Below are 19,284 nucleotides of genomic sequence, written 5' to 3' on the forward strand. Positions count from 1 at the left end.
GGGCGATGATCCGGCCTGCCGGACGCGCAGGCTGGGTGCCGACGCTTTGCGAACGGCCTGCGCATTCTCCGAAAACATGTCCAGCTGAGACGTCATGGGCCATCTAACGAAAACGGTCGCACAAATCTAAAGCGTCAAATGCCTCAAGAGAAGCGCCCAGCGCTGCCGGATCGTGGATACCCACTGCTAATCGACGTCACGACGACCCTAATGGGTTCGCCGTGTTGCGGTGTGGACCGCGCCACCGATGACGGTGTCCATATAATCATCCGCGAGTTCCAGCAGGGATTCTGCTATGCACTCGGGCTCCCACCCGTCTTCGAGGAGCTCATCGACTGCTCTGGCGATGTTTTGCCGGAGCTGCTCACGACACTGCCGCTTCGACTGATCCGCGAAGCCGATCACCCATCCTTTTCCTGGCATGCAGCTCCTCCTTCGTGGCGACGGGCGCATTCACCCTCTCGGAGGAGATATAGCAAAAGCCTCCGCCAGCAACCGGGAAAGTCGAATTTCGGAGAAGAATGCTGTCGTGATCACTTTGCGGACGAGCCAATCCGCAAAATTCAAGGATGCGGGTGCGAATGATTGATCTGTCACTGCCATGGATGATGGACTAGGCTGGTCCCGTTGGGAGATGCAGGGTCTTTCGACACTGCATCTCAAAACCATGGAGCATATGGTTGTGACGAATTTTATTGAGAAATGGTCCGCCAGGAAGGCGGACAAACCCAAGGCAGGTGCACGGAACGTCGTCGAGACGTTTCGTCTCCGGGTCGCCGAGCAGAAGAACTATCTGGAAGAGTATGAGCGTGATCCTGCCGGCTTCAGGAAATGGCGGTCCACATGGTTTCAGCGAGTCCCAGGCGGTTTTGGCGTGAGCGTTGGCCGCGACGCGCTCAGCACCGGCAACGGGTTGAGCTACGTTGTCGTCGAAACCGTAGGACAAGTCGCCGAGTTTCTCGATGATCTCGCCCAGCATGCTGAGCATGATCTCGATTTCCAGGAAGCGCTTGAGGAAAATCGCGCCCGCCGCGCCGCGGTTTTGAACGCCGCAAAGGCGCAGTCCAAGACGGCCAAGTCCGCTCCCGCCAAGGTCCCACGGGCGAAGGTCGGTCCAAAGGCAGGCAAGACCAAAGCGGACGAATAAGCCCGACGCTCGTACGTAGCCAAAGCAATGCTCAGCCCGCCTCGCGCGGGCTTTGTCTTTGTGACACTTCATGGGCGACGAGCGCATCTGTTTTCAAGCTTGAGCGCCTCTGCGAACATTGAAAACGGCGTCGTCTTGTACGCTTCGTAAGCCCGGCCCTATTTGCCTGCTTCCACCGATCTTTTTTCGCCACGCGTCGAATGGACAACGAGAGGGAGCAGAATTGGATGATGATTTCCAGACTAAGGACATGTCCGCGCCGGCGCGACGCGAGGCCAAGATGTGCCAGCCAAGATTGGTTTGCTATATTGGGCACGATAAAATGCCGTATGACGACACAAAGTTCAGATGACTCTTATTTTAGCGTTGATTCATGAAGTGAGACATGAAACTGTACTTGGGCGTGAATGCCTCAGATATAAGGAAACGCGCGAGTGGTATTTCGTGATTTGTCACGTGACATTTTAGGCTCGCAAGATCTCAAGATCGTCGGGGACGTATTTGAGCGGGTGAGCTCCGAACCGTGGTTCACCGGGCACGCCGAGAAGCGCGACGAATTCGCTCGATATGTCGTGCGGATGTACCGCAAAGGTGTGGTCATTCGCGGCAAACTGGAAGCACTTTGCCTGACCGCGGCTAAGGAGCGCTTCTCGAACAAGGCTGTCGGCGGGTGCCGTTTCCTTATCGTTGAAGACGAGGAAATCATTGCGGTGGACGCCGCCGATACCCTGGCTCGAATGGGGGCGGAAATTGTCGGCCCGGTTAGCACCGTTAAGGATGCATTCGAGGCCATCGAAGGCGCCGGGGCCAGTCTCGATGCGGCGCTTCTTGACATCAATCTGCGTGGACAGACAATTTTCCCCGTGGCGGCTTTTCTGAAAATGAAGCACATACCGTTTGCGTTTGTTACAGGTTACGATGATCGGTCCTTACCAGCATTTTTCCGTTCGACGCCGATTTTCACCAAGCCTGCCAACTGGGAAGTAATAGCGTCGCGTCTTGCGCAAAGTTAGTTTGGCGTCCCAAGCTCGATCGCGGAGCGCTACTCCGGGACGCTACATCCGCTATGGAGCGATTTCAACTTGAGCCGTTGGGCGTTGGGCATATCCTTGGAGAATTCGGTGTATGCCCATAACATTGCAATTTTCTGTAATTGGTTGGGCTTGACGATTCCGTATCGAAATAATCCGACCAAACCGACGGCGAAACCTTCCCGGCTATATTCGGTGTCATCAAACCAGCTTTGTGTCGTTACAATTTCGAATATTCCTTTTAGCATTGTGAGTTCGCTTTGCGACAACTTTCCCTGCGTAAGACGCTTCAGCCGTTCCATCATTGTTCCCGCTGCGCGTTCGATTCCCAAACTTGTGCACGTGCTGCATAACGATAGCAGGTCGGTCTCGAGCCCTGCCATTTTGACCATGCCCAGTACCACCGCATTTTTTATGATTGCATAAGAGGAACCTGCAGAAGAGGCGAAGGTTCCTTGCGTGATAGTCTGATAGCGCATTGCGCGTAGGCAAAGGGGTGTCCCGGGGTAGCAGCGATCGAAGCCGCGGCAAAAGCCGGAGTTCGGGGCAAGGTTCGGAAAGCGCCAACCGCCCAGACATGCTTATCTGAAAGAGCTTGCTGACGGCAAAGTTGTCCCCGGCGTCGTCGATTTATTCCAGATGGAAGTCAAGGAACTCGGAACGGGGTTCAAGGTGTCAATCAGCACGGAGCCGAACAAGAGAGCTGTTCGAGGACGATCTCGATCAGTTCCGTACTCCAGCCTTTTCATCCCCAGGACCTCCACATACCATGCGGCGGACGCTTCTACGTTGGTGACGTTGATGACGAGATGATCGAGGGCGGATATTTCCCTGGGCCTTGCTTCTGGTTCTTCTTTTTCGGCGCTCCTGAGACCTGTGCTGTTCGCGGCTCCAATGATCATGTCGAGGCCGGACATCCCCGCAAGCATGGAAATGGAAGGGATCGACCGGCCGCTGAAATACCGTCGATCCCACAGCGGTCAATCGATAATGACGTTAGCACCTTCGGCCGTTAAGCGCGCCAACCCGTCTTTCATCTGACGGATCTGTTCCGCCGTATGACCTTGCCAGTTCACGACCTCTCCGATCACCCGCAACGGGTCCCTCGATCGATAGGAGAGAGTTGGGTTTCCCGGAAATTTCTTGTCGGTCACGTTCGGATCATCGAACCAGGCGCCGGTCGGCTCGACGACATAGATGCGTCCTGGTTTTTCACCCGCAGCCAATTCAGCACCCCAAATCGCCGCATCCATTGTGCCTGTGAAGTATACCCATGATAACTGCGTGTCGGCGGCGAAATTGGACGGGTATCCGGCGGCGATCATGTCCCCGGGCCGCAGATCGGCGCGGGTACCGTGAAAAAACGATTGTGAAAAGGTCGTTGCAGCTACCGACATGGCCCTATCTCCTTTTGCGCGTGAACCTTGCTGTCCGTGGCCGCGTCATTTACTCAGCTCGCACGGCCCGGAACTTCCGCACCCTGGCATGTGATCCACACGTCCTGTCAGAGCACCAGCGCCGATGACCATTACGTGAGTGGTCGAGGAAAAGCCAACCGCAGTTCGGACCTTCGCATGCCCGGATCGGGCGGCGATTCCGTCGCGATGTCAGCAAATCCGCGGCCAGCCAGCCGACGCGAGTTGAAATTGCGTCCAGATGGTCCGCGGGCGATTGCAGCCATTCGATCGCCTCACCGACGTTGACCAATCTGCGCTGCGCCTGCGCGCGCCTTGCGACCTGGTCGAGCAGCTCAAGGTCTTTCATGCGAACCGGCTCGTCGCCAGCTTCGGTCAAAAAAATTCGATGGAGGGTCTCTCGCAGCTCCCTGGCACGGAATAACTCCCTCTCCGCTTCAGAAGGCGACTTTGTCGCCAGCGAAAGCAGGGTGCGTTGCTCTTCGTCATCAATGACCTCGAGGCGCCCAGCCCAGGAAACCAGGTCGCTGTAGCTGTTCAAGAACTCCGGACCCCATCGCTCGCCACGGCTATCGACCGTGTTGACGAAGTCGAGTGCGGGGTGGCCGCCGAGCAGGCTGATCTCGCCAATGTTTTTCTGTCTTGTCATCATAGGGAATATCGGATCGCGGAACGATTTGGGCAAGAGCTAGTTGTAACGGTCTATGGCATATTTATCCGTTACATGAATTGGAAACCCCATGGCCTATCGTTTGAACAGGAATCAGCTCCGCTTTCTGACGCTATGCGTCATCTGGGGCAGCACGTGGATCGCGAGCAAGGCCGGCATCGAAGCCGTTCCACCGTTGCTTTTTGCGGCAATGCGCTTCACCGCGGCGGGGTTGTTGCTGCTTGTTTATGGCTGGATCAAGGGCGAGGCTGCAGGCTTGAAGATCGAAGATGGCATACGCTTCATCGCCGTCAGCATATTGATGATCACTCTGTGCTACGGGCCGCTGTTCTGGGGCATGCAGTATATCGACACCGGCACGGCCGCGGTTCTGGAGATGTCGCTGACACCCATCGCTCTTTTGTGTTTCGCCTTGTTGTTACGGGAGGAAAGGCTCGACGTCAGGCGGATCCTGGCAATCGCGCTCGGCGTATCAGGATTGGTGGTTCTGTTCTGGCCGTCGGCGGCAGGCGGAAGCGGATCGAAATCGGAAGCATTCGATGGTGCGAGCCTATGGGGCGGGTTGGCGGTCTCGTCGGCGGCGTTTACCTATGGCTACGGCTCGGTGCTGGCGCGACCGTTGCTGCGATCCTATCCAGCGGTTTTCGTTGCCGGTATCACGACGCTGGTCGGTGGCATCGCGCTGATGGTCGCTGCACTGATATTCGAGCCGGGTGCTGTGGCCGCTGTTTCAGGAAACTGGGGCACGAGCGCCTGGACGGCTTGGTTCTTCCTTGTGATCTTTGGTTCGCTGGTCGGGTATACGACGTACATGCGGCTGTTGCGGGATATCGGCGCCTCCCGTGCGGGCAGCTATGCCTTCGTATCTCCCGTGATTGCCGTTGTGCTCGGCGCGCTGTTCTTTTCTGAACAGGTTACCGTTTCCGATGTCATTGGCATCATCGTCATGCTGACCGGCGCCTATCTCGCCATGGTCGAGGCGCCGACCGCCAGACGTTCGCCGGTCGAAAGCTGACGTTGGGGCACAACAGAAAGGCCGAACAATGGAATACCTAGAGGCGACGCCAGAGCATGATGATATCCTTATCACGCATTACCTGGCAATCTGGAACAGTTACGGCACTCCGCCGGATCACATCTGTTTCGATGCCCGGTTGAAGGTCCATCGTTTCATCGAAGAGGGTAGGCAGAGCCGCGAGCTTGCTACATTCATCGCGTTGGACGGCGCGACCGCTGCTGGGTCCGTCTCGTGCCAAGTTCATCTCTCCCCCTATCCGGACGTCCTTCGGCAAGATGTGCACAAGCGCGGCTATATATGGAGCGTCTTCGTAGAGCCTGCGTACCGCCGCCAGGGTATTTCGCGCCTGCTGACACAGCTTGCCGTCGAACATCTCAGGTCGGTCGGCTGTACTGCTGTCGTGCTGCATGCTTCGGAAGCCGGCCAGCCGGTTTATGCGTCTCTTGGTTTCAAGCCTGCCACGGAAATGCGTCTCACGTTCGGCGAAACAAGTTCCGAAGCTTGATGTAATTGCCAGCAAGATTGATCAGCGCGCGAAGCGATCAGCCCAGTCATTTAAGACAAGAACATCTGAACTGGGGATTAAGACAGGTCGCCAGCATGTTTTGACCGTACCTTTCCGATGCGGCAAACAGTGAGCTGAGCGAAATGCTTAGCCGTCCGACCGTGCGAAATTAGTGGTTCGACACAGGTTCAGGAATGGAGACGCTGCTGTTGGGGCACAAGAGTGGCAGAAGTGGATGTCGACTTGTGAGGGGCAGCCTCTATGTCCGAAATAGTGAAAATGGAGGGAGAGCTGACATGCATATCGATGGCGCATGCCAATGCGAAAAAATCACTTATGAAGCCGAGGTCGACCCGCAAGACGTGTCGATCTGCCATTGTACCGACTGCCAGAGATTGACGGGAACCGCTTACCGAGTGACGGTCAGCACACAACGCGATCACTTCCAGATTACGTCCGGCGCGCCCAGACTTTACGTCAAGACCGCCGACAACGGTCGCCGCCGGCAGCAATTCTTCTGTGCTGATTGTGGATCGCCCATCTATACGACCGGAGAGGATGAAGATGCCGAGCGAGTTGGGATTAGACTGGGAACGGTGAACCAGCGCCAGGAGCTGAAGCCCCGCTCGCAGCTCTGGTGCTCGTCCGCGTTGGGATGGGCTCAGGATCTGACAGGACTTCCGGGTCGAGCGGGGGATTGAGCGTCTCTGTCAATATGAACCGAGCGCTTCTCACCTTGCCTTAGAGAGAAAAGCGACGAGGTTGGTGCGTCAACGGGTGCCCAGCGGCTTCCTGATGCTGCGCTCATTTGAGGGATCTCCCGCACCATACGAGTATGGAACTTCTTGAATCGGCGTCCGTTTTCCGGTGGCCGAAACCATAAGGAGCACGAACAATGGCAACCACGTCGCGAGGCAGAGCACAGGATCGAGCCAAGGTCGCAGCCGGGCAGGATCATGAAGTCCGTTACGAGGCGAAGAAGGAAGGCGTGTCAAAGGACACGGTGAAGAAGGCCGTGAAGAGCGCCGGGAATTCCCGAAGGTCGAGGCGGGAATCGGCCGAGACTAGGCCGTGAAGCTCGCGACCTACAATGTCAACGGCGTCAACGGCCGGCTCGAGGTTCTTCTCCGATGGCTTGAAGAGGCCGAGCCGGACGTCGTCTGTCTGCAGGAGTTGAAGGCGCCGCAGGAGAAGTTTCCGATCAAAGCCATCGAGGCCGCCGGCTATGGTGCCGTCTGGCAGGGACAGAAGTCATGGAACGGCGTCGCGATCCTTGCCAAGGGCCAGGAACCTCACCTCACCAGAAAAGGTCTGCCCGGCGATCCGGAAGACGCGCACAGCCGCTACATCGAGGCCATCGTTGACGGGATCGTCATCGGCGGGCTCTATCTCCCGAACGGCAATCCGTATCCTGGGCCGAAATTCGACTACAAGCTCCGCTGGTTCAAGAGACTGGAGGACTATGCGGCCGAGCTGCTCGAACTGGAAGTTCCGGTCGTGCTCGCCGGCGACTATAACGTCATGCCGACGGAGATCGACGTCTACAAGCCGGAACGCTGGACGGACGACGCATTGTTTCGCGTGGAAGTCCGGGAGGCCTACAAGAACCTTGTCGACCAAGGTTGGACGGATGCTCTGCGCCACCTGCATCCGGGCGAACACATCTACACCTTCTGGGATTATTTTCGTAACGCCTATGCCCGCGACGCCGGGCTACGGATCGATCATTTCCTGCTGAGTTCCGAGGCGGCGGCAAGATTGACGAAGGCGGAGGTCGACAAGCATGTCCGCGGCTGGGAGCACACGAGCGACCACGCCCCCGTCTGGATCGAACTGAAGGATGAACCGCTGAGGAAGCGGAAGGCGAAGTGAACGAAGCGCAAGTTAAGGACCGGCGGGTCACAGCGGAATGTCTTGCTCCACCCGGCTCGCCAGACTTCGAAACGATCGATGATCCTTAGGGCTTACGCGCCAGAATGATCAGCGCATCGTTCGGAAGGTGGTCGAGTGAGTTGCTTTGCTTCGCCCCATGACGCTCGCATCCAGATGTCAGTTTCTTCCTTCGTCTGCAGCAGGACAGGCATGGCCTTATCATAAATTTGGCTTCACGAGTCACTGGGATCCGTGGTCGCCCGCAGCGATAGCCGATGAAAATCAAAGGCGTAGATATCATGTATGCGACAGAGAAAGTCGGGTCGTCGGTTCCGATCCCTTGAAGAGCTGGTGCTATCGGACGTCAGTTGACCGCAGACCGTCATGTCGCGCAGCGCGACCATCGGCCGGAAGACATTATGCAGGCCAACTGTTCGAGCGGGCGGGGAGCTGTCTCCCATTGACCCCGGAGGGACATTGCTGGGAAGAACGAAATCGGATCAACACAATGCGAGTTCCGCATCATCCCAATCGAGGCCGCGCCCATGACGCTCGCTGTCGCCGCTTTTAGGCTTTCCCGTTCGTTATCGCGCCAGATTTGGAAAAGGCATCCGCCTGAATGTCGTAGATCGCACTCAAACTAGGAAATGCTCCACCAGATAGTCCACAAACACCTTGACGTTGAGAGCGAGACTTCTGCGCGCACGAAACAAGGCATGAATGTCGGCCTTGTCGCGGTGGTGATAGGGAAAGAGCCGAATGAGGTGACCATTGTCGACATCATGAGCCGCAAGGAAACTCGGTAACCAACCGATGCCCGCTCCGCCTAAAAGTGCGATACGTAGCGCGGCGGGGTCGTTCACCGACAGCCGAGGCGCCACGTCGACCTCGACGGCGCCACCCGGTCCGTCGACCTTCCAGCTTTTAGGTCCAGGTAATCCGCCCTTGTCGACTATGTCATGGCGCGCGAGGTCGGTGAGATTTTCGGGGTGCCCCATCCGTGCCAGATAGGCGGGGCTGGCGAACAGGCCGAATACGGCATGGCCGAGCTTGCGGGCCGTAAGGCTCGAATCCTCTAGGCAGTAGTGACGATTTAACTATCGCAGCCAATGATTATGGCAGCGATGATGACGAAGCCTCTGAAATTGGCGAGCAACTTGTCGTATCGGGTGGCAACACGGCGGAACTGCTTGAGCTTTGCAAAGAAGCGTTCGATGAGGTTGCGCTCTTTATAAAGCCGCCAGTCGCAGCGGTGCGGGCGGCGGCGCTCCGGCCGCGGCGGAATGACGGGGGTGGCACCAGCGTCCAGAATGGTGTCGTGGAAGTGTTCGGCATCATAGGCTCTGTCTGCGATGACGTGGCCGGGGTTGAGGGCATGGAGCAATTGCTTGCCATAAATCACATCGCCACGGTGTCCCGGTGCAAGGACGAAGCGCACCGGTAGCCCCAAAGCATCGACGACGGCGTGGATCTTGGTGCCTAGCCCGCCGCGTGAGCGGCCAAGGCCCTGGGCGTCCGCTCCCCCCTTTTTCGCCGGGCGCCAGCGGCTTGAGGCTGGGCACGTGTGGAGGTGGAATCGATCGAGACCCAGTCAAGGTCCGCTTCTCGCGCTAACGCCTCGAACAAACTTTCGAGGACACCCATCTCGATCCAGCGGTAATAGCGCCGCTTGACGGTCTGGTAGTCGCCATAGCGTTCGGGCAAATCACGCCAACGTCCACCAGAGCGAGCCATCCAGACTAGCGCCTCGACGAACCGTCTGTTGTTGGAGCGTGGACCCCGGCGCCCCTTGCGCCCGCCTGGCACAAACGGCTCGATCCGAGACCACTGTTCCGCACTGAGCCTATCGATATCCATGACCGACCTCCAAAAGTCAGCCTTGAATCTGATTTGCTCCTAATTGGGAATCCCAAACCCTTAATTCGTCACCACAGCCTAGCCGAGTTCGGCCAAGGCTGCCCCTAACGCAGATACCGGCATTGCTTCCACGTCTTGCTTCATGGGGAAGATCTCCTGTCCGGGGTAGACGACGATCCGTCGCAGCGGATTCAAATCCTCGCACGCAAGATAGAAGCCCTTTTCGAGTCTAGGCGACAGACTACGCTTGATTTCGATGGCCCACGGACGATTGCCCGGTGGCGTGAGGAGCAGATCGATTTCGGCGCCGGCGGATGTCCGATAGAAACTACTCTGTGTTCCGGCCGGTGCTGCAGCAATCAGCGTCTCGATAACGAAACCTTCCCAACTTGCACCGGCGACCGGATGGCCGAGCAGATCCTCCTGAGTGGTCAGCCCCAAGAGAGTGTGGGTGATGCCACTGTCGCGAACATAAACCCGAGGCGATTTTACGAGACGCTTTCCAACATTTGCATGCCAAGGCTCCAGACGTCGTACGAGCAGCAGATCAACCAGCAGGTCGAGATAGGAGGCAACGGTCTTGCCATCGACGCCAAGCGCACGTGCAAACTCTGCGGCGTTCAGAAGTCCGGACTGATGATGCGCGAGCATGGTCCAGAAGCGCCGCAATGTCTCCGCAGGAATACGAGGACCGAGGAAAGGAATATCTCGCTCCAGATACGTACGAATAAAGTCCTGCCGCCATCGCTGGCTTGCGCGATCGGTTTGAGCGAGTAGACTGTCTGGGAAACCCCCTCGTAGCCATAGCGTATTTAGTTCGTCAGCTGGTACTTCGATGCCGTTAACGGGGCCCATTTCAAGATAGGCTATACGGCCAGCGAGCGTCTCACCCGACTGTTTCAATAAGTCAATGGATGCTGACCCAAGCAGCAGGAACTGCGCCGCTTTTCTACCACTTCGACGGCCGCGGTCGATAAGTCCGCGCAAATTCTGGAAAAGATTAGGAAGCCGGTGAACCTCGTCCAATATGACGAGCTTGTCACTATGTTGGCTGAGATATAGTTCCGGTTCGGCGAGCTTGGCACGATCAGCATCCGATTCCAGGTCGAGATAGATCGAAGGCCGATGGTCGGCTATGGAGAGTGCCAACGTCGTTTTTCCGACCTGACGCGGCCCGATGAGCGCGACAGCTGGGCGCGTATCGAGGAGTTCGTTCAGTTCGGATGATATTCGACGGTTAATCATCCTTGCATTTATGGAATGAAACTCCCGAATTGCAAGGAGAAAATAGCGCGCGTCTCTCGAGAATCCGGACGTAGCGCTACAAAAACAAACGCGCCGCCCGTCCGTTCTTTCGCTCCGCGTTGTTATAATAGCTCGCCGCCTGCGCCACGGCTTGTGCAGGGATTGCTGCATGCCTCCTTCAAAGGGATGCCGCGATTGGCCGCCCTGGTCAGATATCCGGATCGCAGTCCATGCGCCAAAGAGCTCCGGATCCAAACCGGCCTGGCTGCACCGCGTCTTCAGGATCAGATTGACCGACTGCGGCGTCAGCGCCGGCCGATCGATATTGCCCCATTGGTCGATGCGGCGGAACACCGGTCCGGTATCGATTCTGGCTTCCTCGATCCACCGCTTCAGCGCTTCGATCGGCCGGCCGATCAAAACGACGACGTGCGTGCGGTCGTCCGCCGTTGTCGTCTTGGTGCGGCCGAGAAACCGCGATCGCACGTCGTTGCAGTTCGCCGGTGGAGGCCGCAGGCCCGCGGGTCGGACATTCTATCGAGGCAAAGTCGATACATGCCTTTGGAAAATTTGAGGAGTGAAACACTTTGTAACCACAGGGTCGTCGGTTCGACTCCCATCAAGAGCGTTAGTTAGGGTGTAATTCAGAATTATAAAATGACCCTGCCAATGTCAGGAATTACAAAGATTTATCGTGAGAATCGGCGTCGAACTGTCTGGTGTGAACCTCTGTCGATAGAAGTGCCTGACGCGGGTTTCGCGCTCCGCCTCGGACCGATTTAGGTTTGCTGCGATAATACTTGCGGTGCTCCTGGCCTGATCGAACTCGCGCTGAATGGAGACCTTCTTCACATTTAAAGAGCGTACACGATTCAGATCAGCGGCTGCGCGTTGATTTTCTGCCTGCGGATGAGTTACCCTGGCCTCTGCGTATAGTCGTAGACGCTGAACCGGGTAAAGCTTAGGGTTGCGAATTTACACATATTTAATAGTTAACCTCCAGAACCTGATGTCTGTACTGGTTGGAGATTGAGATTGCCATTTTCCCGCGCCCTTGCTCTCAGCAATCCTTTAGATGAGGCTCCCGATCTAAGATCGCTGCCCACCCGTCGCCGGGTTGTTTCGCATCCATTTATTGAGAAGCTGCGCGGAGCCGTCTCGTTTGATTTCTTCGCAGTGTCAGGCCTTGACCTCGATGGCTACCGATTCGGGAGCGGACACTCGATCGACACGGATGTCCCGCCAGCCTTTCTCGACGCCTATTATGGCGATGACCTCCTGAAATCCGATCCGTTCGTGATGGCATCGATGTCGGCTGCAAAGGTTATTGTTGAGGAGGAAGTCTATGCCAAAACACCTCCTCCTCAAAGGCTCCAATACCTTGCCAGGACCTTCGGTGTGCCCAATCGTACGCTCTTCCCGATCCGACGCGGCAACGTGGTGTTCGGCGCCGTCACGTTCTCTCGTACGTCGCCTTTCTCGGGGGCCGAAATCCAGTTTCTGAGCGAAATCGCCGAGATCACCCACCGTGTGCTGACCCGACCTATCATGGACAAGTTCTCGGCACAGGCCCTGAAACTGATCGAGGGCGAGATCAGGTGCCTAAGATTTGCAAGCCTCGGCAAGACGACGGACGAGATCGCCGCAGCGAGCGGTTATACACCTGATACCGTCAATAGCTACATGAAGGCCGCGATCCGGAAGCTCGGTGCGGACAATCGCGTTCACGCGATCGCTGAGGCGATCCGACGCGGGCTAATTTCCTAGCTTACGATTCGACGGAAGTGGTGTGATCGCGTTCGCTGCCTCAGCGAGGCGGCCTTCGAACGCGCTTTGCAACCTTGAGGGGGTTGGACTTGAGCAGAATGTACACCTGTTGAGCGAATGCTCATGCGCGCCCACCGAAATTAAGCTTTCGTTGGGTGTTTGACCCTAAAAATAGGGGGGCCGGGAGGAAGGGTTGTCACCATATCGATCAGCCGGCTGACCTGTAACCGAAAGCCGCGGCCTCTAAGTCCAACAGAACCTAATCGGCGGACATGAGCCCTCGGCAGACATGGAGCGCATCTTGGGTATTATGTCTTTGGGTTTCTCGTCCGATGCCAGGGCCGTGCTCGCCGCAATGAGCAAGTCGCAAGCGATCATCGAGTTCGATCTCACGGGAAAAATCCTGTCCGCCAATGCGAACTTTTGCGCGGCGCTCGGTTATGAGCTGAGCGAAATCGTGGGCCAGCATCATCGGATGTTTGTCGATCCAGCCGAGGCCTCGAGCGCCGAATACCGCCAGTTCTGGAGCGATCTGGCTGCTGGCAAGTTTGACCAGCGTCAATACAAGCGCATCGGCAAGGGCGGCAAGGAAATCTGGATCGAGGGCTCCTACAACCCGGTCTTCAAGGGCGGTAAGCCCTACAAGGTCGTCAAGTTTGCAACTGACATTACGACCCAAAAACTGAAGAGTGCCGAGGATGCCGGAAAACTGGATGCGCTGTCGCGGGCTCAGGCCGTAATTGAGTTCACACCTGCGGGCGAAATTCTGACGGCCAACGAGAACTTTCTCAGCACTCTCGGATACCAGCTGTCGGAAATCAAGGGAAAGCACCACTCGATCTTCTGCGAATCCGCCTACACCAACAGCGACGAATATCGCAAATTCTGGACCCGGTTGGCGGGAGGAGAGTTTGTTGCCGATGAGTTCATGCGCCTAGGCAAGGGCGGAAAGAAGGTCTACATCCAAGCCTCGTACAACCCAATCTTTGACATGAACGGCAAGGTCTTCAAGGTCGTCAAGTTCGCGACTGATGTCACGAAACGCGTCGAAAACGTCGACCAGCTCGCATCCGCTCTACAAGCACTTGCAGACGGCGATCTTACCCAGCAGCTCAGCACGCCCTTCTTGCCGACGCTGGAGAAGCTCCGGTTGGATTTCAACAGCGCTGCCTCCAAACTCCGCTCGGCCATGGAAACGGTATCACAGAATGCCGCGGCCATTGCCGCCGCCTCGCAGGAAATCCGAACCGCCTCAGATGATCTCTCCCGCCGCACCGAGCAGCAGGCTGCTTCCGTCGAGGAGACGGCCGCCGCTCTCGAGGAGATCACTACTACCGTATCTGGCTCGAGCAACCGGGCTCAGGAAGCTGGCCAACTCGTGCGCAGGACGAAGGAGAATGCCGAGCGCTCCGGCCTCGTGGTTCGACAGGCGGTTGAGGCGATGGGTAAGATCGAAGCCTCAGCATCGGAGATCGCCAATATCATTGGTGTGATCGACGAGATCGCGTTCCAGACAAATCTGCTGGCCTTGAATGCGGGCGTTGAAGCCGCTCGCGCCGGCGACGCCGGCAAGGGCTTTGCGGTTGTCGCACAAGAGGTTCGTGAGCTTGCTCAACGCTCTGCCAAGGCCGCGAAGGAGATCAAGGATCTGATCGGGACGTCCAACGGTCATGTCAAGAACGGTGTTGCTCTCGTCGGCGAAACCGGCAAGGCTTTGGAGGAAATCGTCGGGCAGGTTGTCCATGTCGACAGCAACGTCGGGGCGATCGTAGACGCCTCCCGCGAGCAAGCGACAGGTCTGAAAGAAATCAATACGGCTGTCAACACGATGGACCAGGGCACACAACAGAACGCTGCTATGGTCGAGGAGACATCTGCAGCCGCCCACGGTCTCGCCAAGGAGGCTGACGCCCTGTTCCAACTTCTGTCTCAATTCAATATCGGCGGGGTGCAATCCCAGCGTTCGACCCCGAGGGCTGCATCTGCCACATCTCGACCGGCTGGCAATCCGGTGCGTCAGATGACAGCCAAGGTCGCGCATGCGTTCCAGGGAAACGCCGCCATTAAGGGCGGCGACAGCTGGGAGGAATTCTGATGACGGGCTTGAGCACCAATCTGAACGGTCAAACGACGCTGGACATCATTGCATTCCAGCTCGGCGAGCAGACATTCTGCATTGAGACGACGTCCGTTCGCGAAATCCGCGGATGGGCAGCCTCGACGCCACTGCCACACACGTCCGATGAAGTTCTCGGTGTGATCAATTTACGCGGAACAGTCATCCCGACGATCGATCTGGCCCGCAAACTCGGGATGCGCTCAGGCGAAACGACCGAGCGCAGTGCGATCGTGGTGGTGGAGGTGCACGGAAAGCCGATGGGACTTGTTGTGGACAGGGTGACCGACATGCTCTCCGTCACCGCGGATCAACTTCAGCCGCCGCCGGACATCATCGGCTCCGTCGATCGATCCTGTTGCGAAGGGATCATCACGCACCCATCGGGAATGATTTGCTTCCTTCATTTGACGAACATGTTCGCACCGGGGGATGAGAATATAGCAGCATAGATCGTTCGCAGCGGCGGCGTTCACGCCTGTCTCCTGCTCCCTTAACACCGCAATCATTTGTTCGTCCTTCAAGGACGAACCTTATCGTATGACTGGCTGAAGGGAGTATATTGGACCATGTCTGGCTCCGATGGGGAACCGATGAGTGAACGCCGAAAATTTGCCAGAACGCGTGCTCTTAAAGGAGCTCGGATTTTCTACGGCAATGGCTCGCTGACCCGAGATTGCGCCGTGAGGAACCTTTCCACAAACGGGGCGAAATTAGTTATGCCAAGTACTGCAGGTATCCCGGACAGTTTCGAGCTTGCGTTCGAAGATGACACCCGGAAAAACTGCGCTGTTCGCTGGCGAAAACTGACGGATATCGGAATCGAGTTTGTCGGCGAAGCCTGATCGGCAGCTATTCATTGACAGATTTGACCACATTAGCGCCGACGACAGATACAGGCGATGTCACGTTGTTCGACTGGAGCCATGCGAAGGGATTGCGATTGAAATCAAGCTGCCGCGCCGGTCGCAGCCCTCAATGTCCAGTGGGTTGCGAAGCGCCCTTGGGCGGTGTGACGTTCTTCATCAGGGGAACGAGAGCGGTTGCAATGACGAAAGCGATCATGATGACCTCGAAGGCATCCGCATATGCCATGGTCGAGGCTTCGCGATAAGCGAGCTTAAAGAGCTGCTTCAATGCGGCGATATGGCCGTCGTCGAGGCTGCCCGGCATCTCGCCATAGCGGCTGGCAACGCCCCCGACCAGACGTTCCATGGCGCCATTAGCAGGGGTCAGATTGGAGGCGATCGCGGTGAAATGCATGTTGGTGCGATCGTTGATGATCGCTGCGCAGACGGCGATGCCGACGGCGCCGCCGAGATTGCGCATCATGTTGAAGAGCCCGCTTGCATATTTGAGCCGCTCCGGTGGTAGGCTCCCGAGCCCGAGAGTGACGGCAGGGGCAACCGCGAAGACTTGCGGAAAGCCACGAAAGACCTGAGGCCAGAAGAGCTCGTCGCCGCCCCAGTCATGGGTGATATAGCTGAAGCCCCACATCGCAGCGCCAAAGGATGCCAGGCCAAACATCATCAACCAGCGCGTATCGAAACGCTTGGCAAGGAATATATAGACTGGGACACCGAGTGTCGAAGCCGCACCGGTCGAGAAGACGGCAACGCCGGTCTGCCAAGCATCGAAGCCGCGGACATAGCCGAGAAATAGGGGAGTCAAATAAATCGTCGAGAAGATGCCGATGCCTGTGACGAAGGACAGCAAACAGCCGATTGCAAAGTTGCGATTGCCGAAGGCTCTGAGGTCCACGACAGGCCGCGAAAAGGTCAGACTGCGGATGAAGAAAAGGACGCCGGCGACGGCCGCGATTGAGGTTGTGTTACGGATCGTGCTGTCATCAAACCAGTTGGCGCGTGTACCTTCTTCGAGCACATATTCGAGCGTGCCGAGCGAGATCGCCATCAGGATGATGCCAGGATAATCGGCGTCCCTCAGGAGCTTCAGATCAGGCTCATCGATCTTAACCAGGAGCGGCACCAATATCGTAATGATAAGGCCGGGGACGATATTGACATAAAAGAGCCAATGCCAATTCCACGTATCAGTGATCCAGCCGCCGATTACAGGTCCGAGCGTCGGTGCGACCGAGGCGATCGTTCCGATGACGGCGGCGGAATAGACGCGCCGCGGTCCCTGGAAATAATGGAACGACGAGGTGAATACCGTCGGTATCATCGAGGCACCGAGCAGGCCCTGTAGCGCCCGAAACATGATCATGCTCTCGATGTTCCAGGCGATCCCGCACAGCATGCTGCTGAGCGTGAAACCGGCTGCCGATATGGTGAACAGCCAGCGCGTGGAGAAGACACGGGTCAGCCAGCCGGAGAGCGGGATGACGCAGATTTCGGCGATCAAATAGGCGGTCTGCACCCAGCTGATCTCGTCCTGGGATGCTGAGAGGCCGCCGCCGATATCCTGTAGCGACGAGGCGACGATCTGGATGTCGAGAAGCGCGATGAACATGCCGAAGCACATCACCACGAAGGGCAGGAGGCTCCGGACCCAGCTGGTTTCAGACTGAGCGGACGTCGATGCGGTGGCTGTTGTCACGACCGGCTCCAATCAGGGGTGCGTATCGACCGTAACAGTCGTCGAAAGGCCCGGACGCAACGTCCGAGCCTGCGAAGCGTCGTCATTCAAGGCGATGCGAACAGGCACGCGCTGGACGATCTTTGTAAAGTTGCCGGTCGCGTTTTCCGGTGGGATGACGCTGAAGGTCGCCCCCGTCGCCGGCGCAATGCTGCTGACGCGGCCCTGTAGTGCATGCCCGGGATAGATATCGGTGACGACATCAACCGTCTGGCCGACCTTGATCACGCCCAGCTGGTCTTCCTTGAAGTTCGCATCAACCCATAGTCCCTTGGCCGGGATCACGCTGAGTAGATAGCTGCCATCAGAGACAAAGGCGCCAACCTGCGCGGCGCGGTTTCCGACATAGCCGTCGATCGGCGAGCGGATTTCCGTGTAGCCGAGATTGAGACGCGCCGTTTCTGCATCCAGCCGCGCACCCTCCAGCGCAGATTCGGCTTGCTCGATCTGGGTGCCCAAAACGTCGATCTGCTGACGAGCAGCCGCCAGACCTGCGCCGGACGCGTCCACTGCGGCCTTTGCCTGAGCATCCGCCATCAATGCCTTCTGGGCGTTCTGTTCCGTGCCGGTACTCTGATTTGCGAGATTGCGGTAACGCTCGGCATCGACACTGGCGAAATCGGACGCAGCCTTCTTGGCGGTAAGATCGGCCTCGGCCTGCTTGACGAGGGAGGCCTGCAGTGTCAGCTGCGCATGCAGGTTGTCGAGGCTCGCCTGCTGCTGGCGCACTTGTGCCTCGGCGCGATCTAGTGCGGTCTTGTAGGTGCTGGGGTCGAGCTTAACCAGCAGCTGACCCGCCTTCACCAGCTGGTTGTCCTCGACGAGCACTTCCTGCACATGGCCGGAGACACGCGGCGAAAGCGTTGTTGTGTTGCCGCCGATATAGGCATCGTCCGTTGTCTGCTGCCAGCGGCCTGTCTGCCACCAGTAATTGGCGTACCAGCCGGCGGCCGCGACTATCGCGATCCCCGCCAGCAGCGCAACCGCCTTCTTTGAACTCCGCTTCTGCTTGAGGGACACTGCGCCCTGCTTGATGTCTGCTTCACTGACGACCTGATTCATGGCCGTTATCTCCGTGCCTATGCGATTAGTTGATGACCGGAGGGATTCGGATCAGCGTGGATCCTGGGCCTTCGGATTTCAGGCGATAGCGCGAGGTTAATGGCTCGCGGGCATTCGGGCCTGCAGCCACTTCATATTTCGGCTTTGCGATCGGCTCCCTGGTTTCCCGGTCAACGAGTATGGGATCGGCCCAGGCCCCGGTCTGCGTGTCGACGATGACAAGGCTTGGCCCTTCCGGGGCGAAGTGCCTATTACCCCAAGCGATTAACGACCAGAGCACCGGGCGGAAATCCTCCCCGCACGCGGTGAGCACATATTCGAAACGCCGTGGCCGTTCCTGGTACATTTGCTTTTCGAGGAGACCGGCCTCCACGAGGCTGTCGAGCCGACGTGTGAGCGTAGCGGTGCCAATGCCAAGGTTCTTCTGGAAATCGTCAAATCGCGCAACGCCGCGCATGGCATCTCGAAGAATCAGGATACTCCACCACTCGCCGATGCGATCCAGACTTTGTGCCACGGGGCACTGCATAGATTTGAAGCTTTTTTTCTGCATGAGGACACCGCATAGCTTTCATGATGAAAGTCACTATAGGCCGACCGATTGCAGTTTGCAAGTCGAGTATCACAAGCGGGCCGACCGGGACTTCCTGCCCGAGGCGGAGATCCGTCTTTTCGATACCGGGCACCTCGCGTTGGAAGAGCACTTGAACGAAATTGCTTTGCTGACGCGCGACTTCCTCGGCCGGACCATCAAGAATGGCTGAATCATTATATGATCAGCGCGTTGGAAACGCCTTCTAAGGAGCAGCTGGCTCATTAAGTCAGGATAAACGGAGGGGGATTAAAGCGGCAAAGTCAGACTCATAGTGCTGATCGGCAGCTCGAGTGAGCGACGCTTTGAGCCGGGATAAAAACGTGATCGCCGGGCTCTTACCTCGTGATGGCGGATTCGATTGGCGGCTGGGAATTTCAAGCGCC

The 19,284-nt window shown here is 57.5% G+C and carries 21 protein-coding genes and 3 pseudogenes; 11 read left to right on the forward strand and 13 right to left on the reverse strand.

Going from position 1 to position 19,284, the window contains the following annotated elements:
- Positions 1-207 precede the first annotated feature (207 nt).
- Entirely contained in the window at positions 208-423 is a 216-nt protein-coding gene (locus tag GDN47_RS31285) for a hypothetical protein (RefSeq protein ID WP_113353600.1), read from the reverse strand.
- Positions 424-682: 259 nt separating this feature from the next.
- Here GDN47_RS31285 and GDN47_RS31290 point away from each other — a divergent pair, with 259 nt between their 5' ends.
- Both GDN47_RS31290 and GDN47_RS31295 read left to right on the forward strand, forming a co-directional pair.
- Positions 683-1,147 (forward strand): hypothetical protein, encoded by a 465-nt coding sequence (locus tag GDN47_RS31290; RefSeq protein ID WP_233790223.1) that lies wholly within the window; start codon positions 683-685, stop codon positions 1,145-1,147.
- Between the two features lie 434 nt (positions 1,148-1,581).
- A complete protein-coding gene (locus tag GDN47_RS31295; RefSeq protein WP_152095015.1) occupies positions 1,582-2,160 on the forward strand; it encodes a response regulator in 579 nt (192 codons plus the stop codon).
- Positions 2,161-2,189: 29 nt separating this feature from the next.
- Here GDN47_RS31295 and GDN47_RS31300 read toward each other — a convergent pair whose 3' ends face one another.
- From GDN47_RS31300 to GDN47_RS31315, 4 genes are all read right to left on the reverse strand, one after another.
- Positions 2,190-2,657: a hypothetical protein gene (locus GDN47_RS31300; protein WP_152095016.1), complete on the reverse strand. Its 468-nt coding sequence runs from the start codon at positions 2,655-2,657 to the stop codon at positions 2,190-2,192.
- Positions 2,658-2,759: 102 nt separating this feature from the next.
- A complete protein-coding gene (locus GDN47_RS32800; RefSeq protein WP_352231215.1) occupies positions 2,760-3,107 on the reverse strand; it encodes a VOC family protein in 348 nt (115 codons plus the stop codon).
- 51 nt (positions 3,108-3,158) lie between these two features.
- A complete protein-coding gene (gene arr, locus GDN47_RS31310) occupies positions 3,159-3,575 on the reverse strand; it encodes an NAD(+)--rifampin ADP-ribosyltransferase (RefSeq protein ID WP_113353603.1) in 417 nt (138 codons plus the stop codon).
- 49 nt (positions 3,576-3,624) lie between these two features.
- Entirely contained in the window at positions 3,625-4,245 is a 621-nt protein-coding gene (locus GDN47_RS31315; RefSeq protein WP_233790224.1) for a CGNR zinc finger domain-containing protein, read from the reverse strand.
- An 88-nt stretch (positions 4,246-4,333) separates the two neighbouring features.
- On the opposite strand from GDN47_RS31315, the gene GDN47_RS31320 reads away from it, so the two are divergent.
- From GDN47_RS31320 to xth, 5 genes are all read left to right on the forward strand, one after another.
- On the forward strand, positions 4,334-5,278 hold the full coding sequence (locus GDN47_RS31320) for a DMT family transporter (RefSeq protein ID WP_145324672.1): 945 nt from the start codon (positions 4,334-4,336) through the stop codon (positions 5,276-5,278).
- Positions 5,279-5,306: 28 nt separating this feature from the next.
- Positions 5,307-5,786, forward strand: a complete 480-nt coding sequence (locus GDN47_RS31325; protein ID WP_152095017.1) for a GNAT family N-acetyltransferase — start codon at positions 5,307-5,309, stop codon at positions 5,784-5,786.
- 296 nt (positions 5,787-6,082) lie between these two features.
- A complete protein-coding gene (locus GDN47_RS31330) occupies positions 6,083-6,487 on the forward strand; it encodes a GFA family protein (protein ID WP_113353606.1) in 405 nt (134 codons plus the stop codon).
- A 194-nt stretch (positions 6,488-6,681) separates the two neighbouring features.
- On the forward strand, positions 6,682-6,861 hold the full coding sequence (locus GDN47_RS31335; protein ID WP_152095018.1) for a DUF3606 domain-containing protein: 180 nt from the start codon (positions 6,682-6,684) through the stop codon (positions 6,859-6,861).
- Complete coding sequence (gene xth, locus GDN47_RS31340; protein WP_152095019.1) at positions 6,858-7,658, forward strand: exodeoxyribonuclease III; 801 nt, start codon at positions 6,858-6,860, stop codon at positions 7,656-7,658. The genes GDN47_RS31335 and xth overlap by 4 nt, the downstream gene beginning before the upstream one ends.
- Before the next feature lie 85 nt (positions 7,659-7,743).
- On the opposite strand, the pseudogene GDN47_RS32530 reads toward xth, so the two are convergent.
- The 5 genes and pseudogenes from GDN47_RS32530 to GDN47_RS32535 all read right to left on the reverse strand — a co-directional run.
- A pseudogene (locus GDN47_RS32530) lies at positions 7,744-7,957 on the reverse strand (hypothetical protein); the annotation flags it as partial.
- Positions 7,958-8,293: 336 nt separating this feature from the next.
- Positions 8,294-8,722 (reverse strand): annotated as a pseudogene (locus GDN47_RS31350) (substrate binding domain-containing protein); the annotation flags it as partial.
- A 29-nt stretch (positions 8,723-8,751) separates the two neighbouring features.
- A protein-coding gene (locus GDN47_RS31355) for an IS5 family transposase (RefSeq protein WP_152095021.1) occupies positions 8,752-9,515 on the reverse strand; the annotation gives its coding sequence in 2 pieces (ribosomal slippage) (positions 8,752-9,188 and positions 9,188-9,515; 765 coding nt in all).
- 78 nt (positions 9,516-9,593) lie between these two features.
- Entirely contained in the window at positions 9,594-10,760 is a 1,167-nt protein-coding gene (locus tag GDN47_RS31360; protein ID WP_152095022.1) for an ATP-binding protein, read from the reverse strand.
- A gap of 76 nt (positions 10,761-10,836) precedes the next feature.
- Positions 10,837-11,231 (reverse strand): annotated as a pseudogene (locus GDN47_RS32535) (tyrosine-type recombinase/integrase); the annotation flags it as partial.
- A gap of 564 nt (positions 11,232-11,795) precedes the next feature.
- On the opposite strand from GDN47_RS32535, the gene GDN47_RS31370 reads away from it, so the two are divergent.
- From GDN47_RS31370 to GDN47_RS31385, 4 genes are all read left to right on the forward strand, one after another.
- Complete coding sequence (locus GDN47_RS31370; RefSeq protein WP_152095023.1) at positions 11,796-12,527, forward strand: helix-turn-helix transcriptional regulator; 732 nt, start codon at positions 11,796-11,798, stop codon at positions 12,525-12,527.
- 310 nt (positions 12,528-12,837) lie between these two features.
- Complete coding sequence (locus tag GDN47_RS31375; RefSeq protein WP_152095027.1) at positions 12,838-14,622, forward strand: methyl-accepting chemotaxis protein; 1,785 nt, start codon at positions 12,838-12,840, stop codon at positions 14,620-14,622.
- Positions 14,622-15,095 (forward strand): chemotaxis protein CheW, encoded by a 474-nt coding sequence (locus tag GDN47_RS31380; RefSeq protein WP_152095024.1) that lies wholly within the window; start codon positions 14,622-14,624, stop codon positions 15,093-15,095. Before GDN47_RS31375 ends, GDN47_RS31380 begins: the two co-directional genes overlap by 1 nt.
- Positions 15,096-15,212: 117 nt before the next feature.
- Positions 15,213-15,488 carry a PilZ domain-containing protein gene (locus GDN47_RS31385; RefSeq protein ID WP_152095025.1) on the forward strand — a complete coding sequence of 92 codons (276 nt, stop codon included), beginning with the start codon at positions 15,213-15,215 and terminating at the stop codon, positions 15,486-15,488.
- A 130-nt stretch (positions 15,489-15,618) separates the two neighbouring features.
- Here the strand turns inward: GDN47_RS31385 and GDN47_RS31390 are convergent, their stop codons facing one another.
- The 3 genes from GDN47_RS31390 to GDN47_RS31400 are packed head-to-tail and all read right to left on the reverse strand — an operon-like array spanning position 15,619 to position 18,823.
- Positions 15,619-17,205: a DHA2 family efflux MFS transporter permease subunit gene (locus tag GDN47_RS31390; protein ID WP_233788752.1), complete on the reverse strand. Its 1,587-nt coding sequence runs from the start codon at positions 17,203-17,205 to the stop codon at positions 15,619-15,621.
- Positions 17,206-17,217: 12 nt separating this feature from the next.
- Positions 17,218-18,306, reverse strand: coding sequence for an HlyD family secretion protein (locus tag GDN47_RS31395; protein ID WP_113408947.1), 1,089 nt, complete (start codon positions 18,304-18,306; stop codon positions 17,218-17,220).
- A 25-nt stretch (positions 18,307-18,331) separates the two neighbouring features.
- Positions 18,332-18,823: a winged helix-turn-helix transcriptional regulator gene (locus GDN47_RS31400; RefSeq protein ID WP_233788753.1), complete on the reverse strand. Its 492-nt coding sequence runs from the start codon at positions 18,821-18,823 to the stop codon at positions 18,332-18,334.
- Positions 18,824-19,284: the final 461 nt, after the last annotated feature.

Source organism: Martinezella dioscoreae, assembly GCF_009176305.1.
GTDB lineage: Bacteria > Pseudomonadota > Alphaproteobacteria > Rhizobiales > Rhizobiaceae > Rhizobium > Rhizobium dioscoreae.